Below are 14775 nucleotides of genomic sequence, written 5' to 3'. Positions count from 1 at the left end.
TGATTATCTGCGCGAGCTGGTAACAGAAGGAAAAATCAGTGAAGAACGCATCGATCTTTCTGTAGCACGTATACTCCGCCTGAAACTCGAATTGGGTTTGTTTGAAAATCCACTACCGCGCAACGACCGGTTTAATCGTGTTGGTTCTGCCGAGAATAAAGCAAAAGCACTGGAAGCCGCGCGGGAATCGATCGTGCTGATGAAGAACGAAAATATACTGCCGCTTGCTGCCGGAAAGAATATACTTGTAACCGGCCCAACCGCAGATCTGAAAAGACCACTTGCTGGCGGGTGGACCCTCCGTTGGATGGCGAATGATGAGAGTATATATCCCAAAGATATGCTCACAGTTTTTGGTGCATTGAAAAAAGAGTTTGCCGGCAGTCAGGTTTCATTGGCAGTAAATGCTGCAGAGATAAAAGCGAAAGCAGCAGGAGCAAGTGCTATTATAGTTTGTGCGGGAGAGATGCCTTATGCAGAAGGCTTTGGAAGTATACAAGATATTAGTTTGCCGGACGACCAGGTGGAATTGATTAAAGCAGCACAAGCTACCGGTAAACCGGTGATCCTTGTCATGATCAGCGGACGTCCTCGCGTTATTACTAAAATATACCCTGGATGTAAAGCTGCATTGTTTGCAGGGCTTCCGGGTTTTGAAGGAGCACAGGCTATCGCTGAAATTATCAGTGGTAAAGTAAATCCAAGTGCCAAGATGAGCTTCAATTATCCGTATGCTGTAAATCGCCTGCTACCGCACAACCATAAGATTAGTGAAATACTGTTGGCGCATGAGATTGAAAACCCGATAGCCCTTGTGCCATTTGGAACGGGATTGAGCTATACTACATTTGAATATAGCGGTCTTACGCTAAGCGATTCTGTATTGACAAGTGATAATGCCGAGATCAAAGCAAGTGTAACCGTAAAAAATACAGGTGCCCGCGAAGGTAAAGAGGCTGTGTTATGGTTTTTGCACGATGAAGTCGCCAGTATATCACGACCTGTGCGCGACCTGAAGTATTACGAAAAAGAACTCATCATGCCAGGAGAGTCCAGGACGTTTACATTCACCATTCGTCCGCTGGAGCATCTTACATTCCCGAATAAACATGGCGAGCAGTTGCTGGAAGATGGCTACTTCACACTGATGGTGGGCAACCAGAAAACAAGATTCAAATTACAACGCTAACATTACAGACCGGTGGTGCAATATAGCATCACCGGTTTTTCTTTTAGGGATTATCCGGGTAGATTCAGAACGCGATCACGAGTGAGTGAACCAGTATATATACCTCTATATGGCAGAGATTATGTTGCAGACGATCTGCCGCAACTTCAGATTAATCGAATTTACGTTTTATACCCCACAGGTCGCGAATCACCACATCGATCATAATCTTTTGTGAGTTCTGCAGGATCAGGCCATTGGTAGTAGTGCCCAGTCTGTCGTATGAATACGTGAGGTTAACAGCCGATTTACCATCAAACACCGGAAGCGAAACTCCGCCAGAAAGCCCCCAGGAAGGAAAACTGGTGCCATCAAGTTTGAGTTGATATTGCTGCACATAAAATCCTGCACGAAGCGAAGCAAGTCCAAAGTAACTTTCCGCATTCGGATTGCCCTTGTATAAATAACCTGCCGAAAGTTTCCAGGTATCCTGGAATACAAGTTCCTGGTCAGAGAAATTAGCAGAAGTCCATTTGGTATACCGTAAGTCAGCAGCGAGAACCGAAAGTCTTGAGTGCAATCCCACTCCTATACCGGCAGACATAGGGAGCTTGTACGTAAGCTTCTTGCCTGTAGCAGAGGTGAGAGTATCAGCATTCGAGTCGTACAAAGAACTCTTTTGCTTGCCGTGAAAAGTAATACCATCATCATAAACAACACCTACTACCAAAGCTCGCTTTTTAAAATTGAACCGGTACTGTGCTCCGAAATCAACATCGGCTTTGTGGGCAACAACCTGGTTTTGATAGGTAAGTGATTGTGTGGACAGATCTATACTTTCGCTTTTGGTCGTGCTGCCAAACACATACGCTATGTTTACACCGAGTGAAAGATTCTTTACAACGTTAAAGGCATTGCCCAGGTATAACTGGTTAAGGTTGCCACTGCCGCTATAAGTATAGTTTACATTAGAAGATGCTCCGAGGTCGCGCGCGGTATTGATCTTGTAACCTACACTGCTATAGGGAGCCAATCCTACCGAGGCAGACCACCACTTCGAGAATTTGAACCAGTAATTAATGTTGTTGATACCACCGGTAGATTTCGAATCTGTACTCTGGTTGGAACGATAGCGATTAGACTCTACATATAAACCGATCTCATATATATGGGTGATAGGTGTAGAAATGGCGCCATATGAAGCCGGGTTTACCGGGTTTAGGTTATAATCATCTTGTACACCGATACCCACACCGCCCATGGCTCTGTTAAGCGAAGAGGTACGGTTGTTAATCATCCCTACACCATATACTGAATACGGAGAGTTGAATATATTTTGTGCCTGAGTCGTAATCTGGGCAAACAAGATCATTCCGACAATCAGAATCTGGGTCAATCTCAACATAGCAGCTTTATTGATCGTGCAACTTCGGCAGGGCATTTTGCCTCAACAAGAATTAGCGACCACCGCGCCCAATGAAACTACATAGCCGTATTTTTTGCCGATCTATTTGCGTACATGTTTCATGAATACTTTGTAAAGCCTGTAAAAGGCTTTAAATAAGCAGATTATAAAGTAAAAAAGGATGTCCACGACAAAAGGACAAGGTGAGAGGTTTGAATGGCATTAGCATTCGTAGATGAATTAACGGAGGTTGTCTCATTCATTTCAGGAAACACCGCGAACAAACTTCTTTTGCCCTCGGAGACCTTTTTGCATGAGGCAATTTCTTTTTGTTTTAACTGTTTGGGCGATGATGGTGTCGTGCAGTGCTGATTCTCCTTCGGAGGTTGGAACAGACTTCTTTAATGAAGGTGCGCTCGACTATGCATTTATGGATTCGTCAACGGTGAAGCTGTCTACCATAAAAGTGGAAGACCTTACTACCAACGGTGGCACCCGCCTTCTGTTGGGGTCGCATGCCGATGATAAGCTCGGACGCCTTACTGCCTCTGCCTATTTTCAGGTAACACCTTCTTCCTCATCGGATGTAACGCTGAAGTATGTAGATAATATATCATACGAAAATCTTGTGATGGTATTGAAGTACGACAAGTATTACTATTATGATACTGCACAGAGTATGACGCTGCGTGTTCATGCTGTTACAGAAGAGATGACGCTCGACAAGAACAACCAGTTATTCAGTGATAAAACATTCAAGATAAATGAGACACCCCTGGGTAGCGTAACTTTCCAGGCGCTGCCGCATCGTACAGATTCCGTGGTGATCAAACTCTCGGATGATTTTGGGCAGGAACTGTTTAAGATGGCCACCAGCGATAGTGAGCAGATAACAAACTCTACGAATTTTCTCCGCTACCTAAGAGGTCTTGCTATACTTCCGGACACTACCGTGTCAACCAGCCTGGTGGGTTTTAACATTACACCGGAAATGCGCCTATACTATTACGATAAAAGTGTAACGCCCATCAAAGAGAAATATATAGCGTTTCCTGCATCCACTTCCAACATTGTATATACCAATATCCATGCAAACCGGTTGACTACAAAACTCACCTCACTGAAGAACACAGATGAGCGACTGAGTCAAACGATAACCGATGATGAATCCTATCTGCAGGCCGGTGCCGGCCTAGAGTTGCGTATTGATATGCCTTATCTGCGTGACCTGAAAATGAATACTAATTTTTACATGACACAGGCCATACTGGATGTATACCCCATCCGTAAATCGTATAGCGATACAGAACCACTGCCAACATCGCTGCAGGTTTACCTGGCCGATAAAAAGAACAATATATATGGTCAGCTCAGCAGCAAAGCTGTTCTGGCATTAGATAAAGATCTCGGCAGAGATACGCGATATACACTGGACGTAACCGCTTTTGTGAAGAGCCAGATGGAACTCACTGCGTTCAATGAGAATGCGCTGATATTTACGGTGTCTTCCAATTATTCGACCTCTGTAGACAGGGTATATTTCGGAGACAACGGAATAAACTATAAAACCAAACTGAGAATCTATTTTGTCACTGTAAATAATTAATTACGAATGAAACAAATAAAAATAGCAGCGATGCTTTTTGTGGTAGCAGGGTTAATGTTGCTTAATGCCTGTTCATCTTCTGATGATTCAACCACGCTGGGCAACTGGACGAAGACCACGCCCTATAAAGGTGTTAAGAGGTCAGGAGCATTTTCATTTACTATCGGAACAGCTGTATATGTAGGCCTCGGTTTTGATGGTGATGACTATTGGTCTGATGCCTATAGTTTCGATATCAACAACGGATACTGGCAAGCTATAAAACCTTTCCCCGGCAAACCACGTGAACGCGCTGTTGCATTCGCAGTAGACGGTAAAGGATATGTGGGGCTCGGCTATAACCGCGATGAAGATAAACAAGAGCTTGGCGATTTCTGGGTATATGATCCAACCACCAACGAGTGGGATTCATTGGGTCTCTTCGGAGGCAGCGCCCGCTATAACGCTATAGCATTTGCTATCGGATCAAAAGGATATGTAGGTACGGGATATGATGGTGACAATACGAATAGCGATTTCTGGGAATATGATCCTTCTTCTAATACCTGGAAAGAAGTAGTGAGTTATCCGGGAGAAAAGATCGAATCAGGATTGGCCTTTGTTATCAATGGCAAAGCCTATATAGGTACAGGTCGTGACAATGGTTCATACAATCTCGACTTCTGGGAATTTGTTCCGGGTGCTGATGGAGGTAGTCCTACCTGGACCAAGCGTTCACCTGATACAGACCAATCAGACTACGATGAATTTAAACTGGCCATGTATCACCACGATGCAGTAGCCGTGGTAGATGGCACTACAGCCTATATAGTAGGTGGTGTATCATCCAGCGGTGCAGCAGACAAAGCAGTATACTCTTTCGATGCAACTACCTTTAACTGGGATACCAAAACATCTTTTGAAGGTTCTGCGCGTAGCCTTGCCGTTGGCTTTGTGTTGAACAATCGCATCTTCGTAGGCACCGGTCAGAACGGTACCAGCCGTTACGATGATGTATGGGAGTTCAAGCCTCTCGAAGAATACGATGAAACGAATTAGTGGTTTACAGTAAAGCCGGCAGCAGCCGTTCCGTTAAGCGAGTTGTACGATCCAGGGGGTTAGAGGGTGAGGGACAATTTTGCTTAGCGGAACGGCACTGGCCGGTATATAGATTGACAAAGTATTATGTTTCGATGGAGCCTACCAGCAAAACAGATAAGGCTTTCTGCAAAAATGCAGAAGCCTTTATTTTTGGAGCCAGGTAGGAAAGACGATATTTAAAACGGAGAGAGCCTGAATTGAACTAAGCCCAGGTTCTTTATAACGAAATTGAAAAAGGGAGTTGTCAATAAGGTCCTGATTGTAGCACTGCATGTGTTTGGCTGGGCTTTGTTATTCATGATGCCGTTCCGTTTTCGCTCTGGTTCCCGTTTTATAGAGCAACGCATAGCACCGCCTCCGCCAGGTGAAGGCCCTGATCCTATTCAAAACATTCCTTTCGACCCCACATGGTTTCGTGTGGAGGCGTTCGTAACGAATGGGCTGCTGGCTATTTTCTTTTACCTCAATATGTTTGTGCTCGTGCCTCGTATACTCTCGCGCAGAGGTTGGGGGCCGTATGCATTTATAGTATTGCTATCATTTACCATCTATGTGCTTGCCGGATATTTTATACGCCTGCACATTATGCCTATATGGAATTTCAATCGCTTCTTCGGGCCTCCGTTATTTATAGGTATTCCTAATTTCCTCATGGTGTTCGGGCTCAGTCTGGCGTTGCGTATTATGCAGGATCGCTCAGCCTTTGAAACAGCACTGAAAGAACAGGAGAACGAAAAACTCAAATCAGAGTTATCATTCCTGCGCTCGCAGGTGAGTCCGCATTTTATGTTCAATGTGTTGAACAGCCTGGCATCACTGGCCCGTAAAAAATCCGATCAGGTGGAGGCCGCTATTATTCAGCTTTCACAATTAATGCGATATTCCCTATATCATACAGAAAAGAAGGTTACATTAGAACAGGAAGCAGAATACCTGAATAACTATATCGAGTTGCAACGTCTTCGTTTCGGCTCTACCATTAACATGCACTTTCATGTTGATATAGAGCGCAAGGACTTGATGATTGAACCCATGCTGCTCGTACCGTTTGTTGAAAATGCTTTTAAACATGGTGTGGGAGTAATACACGAACCTGTCATTATCATTTTATTGGAAGCCACTGCCTATCGCATCAGCTTTACGGTTCGTAATCGCTTTAATCCTGCCAGCAATGAAATGAAAGATGAGAGCTCCGGTATAGGCTTGCAGAATGTGCGCCGAAGACTGGATCTGCTATATAAAGATCTCTATACACTGGAGATATATAAGACCGATGATAATTGGTTTATCACTGAACTCAGAATTATTCCCGAATGACTATGACATGTGTTGCTGTAGACGATGAGCCATTGGCGCTCGACTTGCTGGAGGACAACATCAAGAAGATTCCTTATCTGAAGTTGTTGAAGAAATGTTCTAATGCACTCGAGGCAAATAACTTCTTGCAGAACCAGCCGGTTGATCTGGTGTTTCTGGATATACAGATGCCGGGGCTTACCGGTATACAGTTTCTGCAAGGTCTTTCTAAAAATCCTCCATTGGTAATTTTCATTACCGCATACGAGAAGTATGCATTGGAAGGATATAATCTTGATGTAGTGGATTACCTGCTGAAGCCCGTTTCATTCGAGCGTTTTCTTAAAGCCGTTAACAAGGCCTACGATAAATTTAATTCTCAAAAGCAACCGATAGTTATACAGCAGCAAACCAACGCTGCGCCTGTTACCTATCTCTTTGTTAATTCCGAATATAACCTGGTACGTATCGACTTCAGTGATATAGCCTATATAGAAGGATTGAAAGATTATGTGAAGATCTTCCTGCTGTCGAATCAACGACCGGTGATAACACGCATGAGTATGAAATCGCTCGAGGAAAAATTACCGGCCGATCAATTTGTGCGCGTGCATAAATCATTTATAGTATCGCTCAATAAAATTACTTCTATACGCAAAGGAAGAATAAGTTTATTGAAAGCACAGATACCCATAAGCGAACACTATAAAGATAATCTGAATCGCTTCATCGATCCAAAAAGCATGCCCTGATCCAAAATGATGCTATATTTCCACATATACAGTTGTGGAAAATTTTTGTGTGTAACGAATAGGAAATGTTATTGCCCGGATTATCCTGAAAAATCCGGTGTTCGTTGATGCTATAGTCTCTTCATAGGCACTTCCCGCAAAATGCGTTAACCCTGCATCGTTGTATACCGTCAACATACAAAACTAAATTTCACTTTATGAAAAAACTAAGTGCATGGTTATTCCTTTCATTGTTCATCGGATTCATTGCGTGTGATAAAGATGATAATGAACCGAACAATTCCATTACCTCAGAAGAAGCAGCACAAATTGTGTCCACTTCTTTTGCATCCAATTCATCCGGAGTGAATTTTGTTTCGGGTGAAGCAGCTGCATCTTCCAGTGACCTGGCAGAACAAAATGCCAATGGTCGCACAGAAGCATGTGGTATATCTAAGAATATAGATTTGTCTGGTGCAAGTCCTGATGGTGCCACGATCGTTTGGAGTTATGATTTCAGTTACAAATTCAAACTGAATTGCAATGATCAGCAAGAGGCTGCTAATGTTAGCATTGATCTGAGCTATAGCGGAAGTTATGATGGACCCAAACTTAAGACGGAACATTCCGGTGTATCGCAGCTTACCGTAAATGGTCTGGAAAAATCTGTAGAAAATTTTCTGTTGGCAGGATCGTATAGACGCAGCGGCTCTTTCGAGCAAAAAAACGAAGAGAAGAAAGCTGGTAACAGTACAATTGAGATCACACTCACCGACATTGTTATAGACAAACAAACACACGAAATCATCAGTGGCACTGCTACTTATAAACTAAGCGGCACGGTTGCTTCCAAAGGTGATTACTCCTACCAGGGCACGGTTACATTTGAAGGACAAAGTGCTGCTACAATAAAGGTGGGTAGCGATAATTTCTCGCTCAACTTGAAAAATGGTGAGGTAGTGAAGAAGTAAATATATAGTCACTTTAAAAAAACAAAATGGTTTGTCGAGCCATTCTGGTTAAACAGGTAGGTTAGGTAGGTAAGCCGGAGCACGAAAGTGCTTCGGCTTTTTTATTCTATATACAGCAGAGGTATCACACTTACTTAACAACCACCGCCACCTCCTATAGTCGTTAATAATCCATACGGAGTGTTGAGTAAAAGAGAGAAATTTTTATTGGGTAAGCCGTGGCGACCGGAAAGTTTTTGGTAATAGTACGTAGGAAGGCTATCTCTCCACGGGGCAGCCGGAAATGTGCTGCCGGATGGCGTGAGTTTAAAGGTATATTTATCGAAGAAAGGTTCGTTGTGAAGCCATAGTATGCCATGATCGGAAGATACATAAGCACGGCCATCATACATTACAGCCACCAGTTTGTCGCTGTCTGTTGCAAGTGTTGCGAAGGCCCCCATACCTGATTGTAAGGTCCATGATTTACCGGAATCGGCAGAGCGAAATATACCTACATTCGAAGCAGTCAATATGTTCCCGTTATCGGAAGTAAAAGCATTGATCTGGTATCCGCGTAATACAGGCTGCCAGGATATACCCTGATCTGTTGAAGCATATACACCATCGTCTGTTCCAGCGAAGAGAATGTTGTTGTGGATATGAAAACTTCGTATGGAGAAAGTGCCGATACCTTTAGAAGAGGGCTGCCAGGTGTTCCCCCCGTTGTGGGATATATATATACCGTTGCGATAGGTTCCGGCCAACAGGATATTCCCGTGTGATATCAATGCATTGACCTTTATATCCATAGGAAGTCCCTTGGAGGATCGCTGCCAATTTTTTGCGCCATCATACGATATATAAATACCGTTGGATTCAGTGCCGGCTACTATGGTTGATTGATGGACAGTCCACGCGTTAATATATGCATCGGTTGGAAGCCCGGCACCAATAGCATCCCAATGCTGCCCATAGTCGCGACTTATATAGATGTTGCTTTCTGTCGGTTCTTTCGCTTTAGAAGCGAGCAGAATAGTGCTGAGTAATAAAATATATAGTTTCATAGTGTAGTTGTTATAGTGTTGCGAGAAGATCAAGTTCAATGCCGATGGCATCGGATATAGCGCCATCGCCTATATCGCTAAAGAACTTTCCGGAGTTGAAGCGTACGTTCCACTTGGTGCGATCGAATTTGAATTTGGCATGCGCCTTTACAGTATTCCCTTGACTGGTAATTAAGGCAGGGAAGGTGAGAGCATTACTGGTGCCCTTCAATGTTAGGGTGCCGATAATTTCGTAATTGGGTTGATTTGCAGCAGCATCTTTAATAGGTATAACTTTTCTGATCTCAAAAGTTGCCAACGGGAATTTTTCAGTGGAGAAGAAATCATCACTCTTCAAATGATTTATCAGGTCGTGAGCGCTTTGTTCCCCGGCCATGTCTTCATCCTGTATACTGTTCATATCTAATGTAAAACGTCCTTCAGTTAATTGCCCATTATCAAAAGCAAGTTCACCTGTGGAGAGTCGCATTGTTCCGTAATGTTCACCGAAACTGAATGTGTAGTAACCGGTCCATCGAACAGAGCTTTGCTTCAGATCAACAGTATAGGAAATAATTTTCTCTGGGCTAAGTGCGCTGCCTGCAAGCAGAATCGCCATCGCTGCCAATAGTTGTTTCATAAGCCTTGCTGAATTGTTTCTCAAACCTACCGGCAACGTATCTGATTTTAGTAAAGCCGTTGTAAAAAGATGTTAACGAAATGTAAATTCTGCGGCAGTCGAACGAATTTAGACTTACCTTTACATTGTACGTAATTATGAAGACCAGCATATATAGGGTATTGATCGTAACAACACTTGCAGCACTAACAGGCTTGCTGGTTATGCAGATATACTGGTTTACTAACGCATTCACTATACAGGAGCGACAGTTCGATGCCAATGTAAATCTTGCATTGCGCAGCGTTGCCGATAAATTGTTACAAGCTGAACATGATTCGACTGCGCATATAGAGCCCGTTCGGAAACGTGAATCAAATACCTACTTTGTTACACTTAATAGAAAGATAGCTTATAAGGTTTTGGATTCTCTGGTGCGATTGGAATTTAAAAAGCATGATCTGTATGGCTCATTCAGCCTAGCTATATATGATCATCAAAATAGTACTCTTGTCTTCGGGAATTTCTATAAGAACGGAGCACTAACAGAAGATGATGCTACTTGTTTGGGGCGCGATCAGGTTACAGCCCGCACCGATTTTGCCATTACGTTTCCCGACAGGCGTGCAGATATACTCGGGTCACTCAATCTCTGGATTATAACTGCGGCCGCATTCCTGCTTATACTGATCATATTTGCCTATATGATTATAAACCTGTCGAAACAGAAGAAACTGGCCGAAGTGAAGAACGATTTTATCAACAACATGACACATGAACTTCAAACGCCTATCACCAACATTGCTATGGCGAGTGAAGTATTAAAGGCCACCACACTTACTGATAGTAAAAAATCGCATCACTATGCCCGTATTATTCACGAAGAGAACCAACGTCTCCGGTTTCATGTAGAGCAGGTATTACAAACCGCACAGATGGAGCGGGGAGAGGTATATTTACAAAAACAGAAAGTAGATATACATCAGTTGATCTATTCTGTGATCAGGAATTTTGAGTTAAGACTCCAGGCACGCAAAGGTATAATTCATACCAACCTGCAAGCGTCACAGGCATCGCTTACAGCCGATCCTTTTCATCTTTCCAATCTGCTCTATAATCTACTCGATAACGCTGATAAATATTCACCGGCTAATCCCGAGATCACCATTACTACGAGTAGCACTGCGGCCGGTATACTCATTAGCATAGCCGATAAAGGTATAGGCATGAAGCGAAGCGTGCAGCAGTATATATTTGATAAATTCTACCGGGCAACCAGCGGCAATCAACACGATGTAAAAGGTTTTGGTTTGGGACTAACGTATGTGCAGCAAATCGTAAAGGCTCACAACGGTACGGTTACAGTTAACAGTGAAGAGAATCAGGGCAGTCGGTTTGATGTGTTCTTAAAATATACACCTGCATGAAGCCTGCTAAACGAACTATACTGCTGGCGGAAGACGACCGGAACATGAGTTTTATGTTGCAGGATAACCTGGAGATGGCCGGTTATGCAGTAGATGTTTGCAGCGATGGCCGTGCAGCGCTCAGTACATTTCTGAAAAATAAATTTGACCTGTGCGTGCTGGATGTTATGCTACCGGGTAAAGATGGATTTTCGCTGGCGCAGGAAATTCGTAAGCTGAATTTACAAGTGCCAATCGTTTTTCTCACAGCGAAGGCTATGAAGGAAGATCGCATTCAGGGTTTTAAACTTGGTGCGGATGATTATATCACGAAGCCTTTTAGCGTAGAAGAATTTCTGTTACGCATTGAAGCAATCCTGAAACGCGTATATACACAACCGACTAAAGCCGATGAACAGTTTATATATAATCTGGGAACTTTGAACTGTGATTTCTCCAATCAACAGATCACTTCGGCCTTGGGCGTGCAGGTGCTTACCAATAAGGAAGCAAAACTGTTAAAGTTGTTCTGTCTGCATCAGAATAAAGTGATAGACCGCGATATTATTCAAAAAGCAATTTGGGAAGATGAAGGATACTTTGTAGGAAGAAGTATGGATGTATTTATATCGCGCCTTCGAAAATTATTGAAGGATGATCCGCAGGTTACATTAACCAATGTGCATGGGGTAGGATATAAATTGGAAGTAAGAGATGGCTACCCTGCCACGAAGTGATAGCCAACACCTTTGATCGTAATGATCTCGATAGAGTCATCTTCTTTCAGATAATCGCGCAGCTTGGTAATATATACATCGAGGTTGCGCGAGTTGAAAAAAGAATCATCGCCCCATAATTTCAGTAGTATATCTTTTCGAAGCACGGTAACATTTTTATTCTCGGCCAATGTTTGCAGGAGCGTGGATTCGCGATGCGACAATTTCTTTACCGAATCTTTATAGCGAAGCTCGTAGCGTAAAGGCACAAACTGGTAGGAGCCAATATCAATATACTCCTGGGTGGATATACTCTTTTGATGCTGGGTGATCTGCAGTAAATTGTTAATCCGCACAATAAGCTCTTCCATGCTAAAAGGTTTCCGGATATAATCATTACCACCCGACTCAAATCCTTTTATCAGGTCATCGGTTTGTGTTTTAGCTGTTACAAATATGATCGGTATAGCGGGAGCAATCTGCCGGATTTCTCGTGCAATAGTATAGCCATCTTTGGTGGGAAGCATAATATCCAGCACACATATATCGGGTTGTGTTTCTTTAAAGCTGGCCAGGGCATCAGCTCCATCGGTTATCATCGTTACTTCAAACTCACGACTCTCCAGGCTCTCCTTCACAATCCTCCCGAGGAAAGGCTCATCTTCAACGTAAAATATTTTTATTTTGGCCATTGGCTAGTGATTAAAGTTGAAAAAGACAGAAAGTCAGGAAGCTGGTGAAGTGGTATATATACTTTTGGTTTCTTGTTTTCAGCTCTCTTACTTCTGTCATACCGACTTACGGCCTTCCGATCTTTCGGACTCTCTAAATTTCATTTCGGCAACACAATCCTAAACGTACTTCCCAGTCCTACTTCACTCTCTACATCAATTTTACCGCTATGGCTTTTTACTACGCTGGCTACATAGTTTAGTCCCAGCCCATAGCCTTTGGCGTTGTGAACATCTCCGGTAGGAACACGAAAGAATTTTTCAAATATTTTTTTCTTGTATTCTTTCGGAATGCCTACACCTTGGTCTTTTACAATCAAGGTGAGTTGCTGTGGCGAGCTCTTCAGTATAATGCGTATCACCGGGCTCTTCGCGCTATATTTCATAGCATTGTCAATCAGGTTGTAGATAACGTTGGTCAGGTGCATGCCACCGCCTTGCAGTTCAAAATCAGTTCCTTCTTTCTCGTATGTAACAAACGCACCACGCTTTTCGAAGATGAGTTTCATCGATGAAAGTATTTGCTGAACAACCTCATCGAGGTTTACTTTCTCCGGCTTAAACTCAACACCACGATCTTCAAATATAGAGGTCTTGAGAATTTTATCAGTCATCAATGTAAGCCTGTTCAATTCGCTTTGTGCTATGTCCAGATATTCAGCGGTAAGTTTCGGATTACCTTTTGCCTGAAAATTTCGCAGCGCTTCTATTGCTACGCTTACGGTAGCTACCGGTGTTTTTAACTCGTGCGTAATATTGCTGATGAAATCATTCTTCAGTTTCATCAGTCGTTGTTGTGAACGGATGCTCATATACATTACCAGGAACGCGATGAGAATGGTTACGGTAAGAAATACAGAGAACAATATCTGTGGTGCAATCTCGCTGAGAAGTATACCGCGTATATTAGTTAGCGATGCAGTGTATAAATGCAGCGGATTGAATCGTACAGGGTCGGTATATATCGTATCGCGAAAAACGGATTCACGGAATTGAGCTCTGTCATTTTTAACATGTGCGTGCGAGCCAGGACGAGGGAAGTCCGGAAGAAATTCCGGGCGATCAGGTTGATGAACGATATGTCGTATCTGGAAAGGTGCAGGTATGGCCACTTGCTTCAGTGCCAGTTCAAATTGATACTGCAAACTATCGCGATTAAGTGTATCAGCATCGATGCGCACTATAAAACTCTTCCCCGGAGAATTGCGCATGTGTACACTTTCGATGCGCGACACCAATGGCTTCAGTATATCTTTTGAAACCGAATCTGTTTGTGTGGTAGACGAAATATATACCTGGAATTTTACATTTTGAGTATCTTTAATGGTATCCTTCAACTCTGCTTTTACAATAGCGGGCGACAGTGCAGTGCCAATAACGGCTACCGTTGTGTCAGCAGGAACGGTATGTATATTTCGCAGAATAATAGAATCGCGCATAGCCTGTACGGTAGTGCGGAACAAGTCGTTGGTTTCACGCCTCAGGTCGTGATAGGCGCGCTCGTAAGAACCTCTTAGCCAGAATCCCTGTAGTACTATCAGCAGAGTAATGCTGATGATCATCAGTGCGAGAATTAGAATTTGTTTTCGTTGCTTCATTTCAATACTTCATTGCTATAGTCGATGGTCGGCAAAAAATCTATAGACCGCACCCGATAACCTTTAAGCAAAGGTAACGCTCCCGTGACCAGCCTCGATACGATTTTAACCTTAATTAACATTCCTTTCAGAACTATTAACCGTTGGCGCCTATCCGGTAAGGTACATTTGAGTCAGTTAATCAAACATGCAATTATCCAAAACCATGAAACGAATCATCATATTCCTGGGCATCCTGGTGTCACTCACGGCTGCTCATTTCGTCTTCGGCCAATCTGCAGAAGGTATTATTACATACGAAGTAAAGGTAAATATGCACCGAAGACTTCCGCCTGACCGCGAACAGATGAAGGAGACGATTCCGGAATATAATATCCATCAAGATCAACTCGTCTTTAACACAAACGAATCGCTCTATAAACC

At 43.2% G+C, this 14775-nt stretch carries 13 protein-coding genes and 1 pseudogene; 9 read left to right on the top strand and 5 right to left on the bottom strand.

What is annotated here, in order from left to right:
• Positions 1 to 1189: glycoside hydrolase family 3 C-terminal domain-containing protein (locus tag VIN08_RS05500; protein ID WP_331961419.1), on the top strand; the 1189-nt coding region annotated here is incomplete at its 5' end.
• 151 nt (positions 1190 to 1340) lie between these two features.
• On the opposite strand, the gene VIN08_RS05495 is transcribed toward VIN08_RS05500, so the two are convergent.
• Positions 1341 to 2573 carry a hypothetical protein gene (locus tag VIN08_RS05495; protein WP_331961416.1) on the bottom strand — a complete coding sequence of 411 codons (1233 nt, stop codon included), beginning with the start codon at positions 2571 to 2573 and terminating at the stop codon, positions 1341 to 1343.
• A gap of 313 nt (positions 2574 to 2886) precedes the next feature.
• On the opposite strand from VIN08_RS05495, the gene VIN08_RS05490 reads away from it, so the two are divergent.
• The 5 genes from VIN08_RS05490 (at position 2887) to VIN08_RS05470 (ending at position 8257) form a co-directional block, all read left to right on the top strand.
• Complete coding sequence (locus VIN08_RS05490; protein WP_331961414.1) at positions 2887 to 4179, top strand: DUF4270 family protein; 1293 nt, start codon at positions 2887 to 2889, stop codon at positions 4177 to 4179.
• Positions 4180 to 4185: 6 nt separating this feature from the next.
• Complete coding sequence (locus tag VIN08_RS05485; protein WP_331961412.1) at positions 4186 to 5217, top strand: galactose oxidase; 1032 nt, start codon at positions 4186 to 4188, stop codon at positions 5215 to 5217.
• 270 nt (positions 5218 to 5487) lie between these two features.
• A complete protein-coding gene (locus VIN08_RS05480; protein ID WP_331961409.1) occupies positions 5488 to 6576 on the top strand; it encodes a sensor histidine kinase in 1089 nt (362 codons plus the stop codon).
• Between the two features lie 2 nt (positions 6577 to 6578).
• Positions 6579 to 7307: a response regulator transcription factor gene (locus VIN08_RS05475; protein WP_331961406.1), complete on the top strand. Its 729-nt coding sequence runs from the start codon at positions 6579 to 6581 to the stop codon at positions 7305 to 7307.
• 197 nt (positions 7308 to 7504) lie between these two features.
• A complete protein-coding gene (locus tag VIN08_RS05470) occupies positions 7505 to 8257 on the top strand; it encodes a hypothetical protein (protein ID WP_331961403.1) in 753 nt (250 codons plus the stop codon).
• Positions 8258 to 8391: 134 nt separating this feature from the next.
• Here VIN08_RS05470 and VIN08_RS05465 read toward each other — a convergent pair whose 3' ends face one another.
• Positions 8392 to 9303: a hypothetical protein gene (locus VIN08_RS05465; RefSeq protein WP_331961400.1), complete on the bottom strand. Its 912-nt coding sequence runs from the start codon at positions 9301 to 9303 to the stop codon at positions 8392 to 8394.
• 10 nt (positions 9304 to 9313) lie between these two features.
• Positions 9314 to 9922: a YceI family protein gene (locus VIN08_RS05460; RefSeq protein ID WP_331961397.1), complete on the bottom strand. Its 609-nt coding sequence runs from the start codon at positions 9920 to 9922 to the stop codon at positions 9314 to 9316.
• Positions 9923 to 10059: 137 nt separating this feature from the next.
• Here VIN08_RS05460 and VIN08_RS05455 point away from each other — a divergent pair, with 137 nt between their 5' ends.
• Entirely contained in the window at positions 10060 to 11328 is a 1269-nt protein-coding gene (locus VIN08_RS05455; RefSeq protein WP_331961394.1) for a HAMP domain-containing sensor histidine kinase, read from the top strand.
• Positions 11325 to 12044 (top strand): response regulator transcription factor, encoded by a 720-nt coding sequence (locus tag VIN08_RS05450; protein WP_331961391.1) that lies wholly within the window; start codon positions 11325 to 11327, stop codon positions 12042 to 12044. The genes VIN08_RS05455 and VIN08_RS05450 overlap by 4 nt, the downstream gene beginning before the upstream one ends.
• Here the strand turns inward: VIN08_RS05450 and VIN08_RS05445 are convergent.
• A complete protein-coding gene (locus VIN08_RS05445) occupies positions 12026 to 12715 on the bottom strand; it encodes a response regulator transcription factor (protein WP_331961388.1) in 690 nt (229 codons plus the stop codon). The two genes, VIN08_RS05450 and VIN08_RS05445, sit on opposite strands and share 19 nt — an antisense overlap.
• Before the next feature lie 140 nt (positions 12716 to 12855).
• Complete coding sequence (locus tag VIN08_RS05440) at positions 12856 to 14352, bottom strand: HAMP domain-containing sensor histidine kinase (protein WP_331961385.1); 1497 nt, start codon at positions 14350 to 14352, stop codon at positions 12856 to 12858.
• 205 nt (positions 14353 to 14557) lie between these two features.
• Here VIN08_RS05440 and VIN08_RS05435 point away from each other — a divergent pair.
• Positions 14558 to 14775 (top strand): annotated as a pseudogene (locus VIN08_RS05435) (GLPGLI family protein); the annotation flags it as partial.

Origin of the sequence: Ohtaekwangia sp., from assembly GCF_036568665.1 — a bacterium.
GTDB lineage: Bacteria > Bacteroidota > Bacteroidia > Cytophagales > Cyclobacteriaceae > Ohtaekwangia.
The sequence above is the reverse complement of the archived record's forward strand: the minus strand, read 5'-3'. Positions and strand labels throughout refer to the sequence as shown.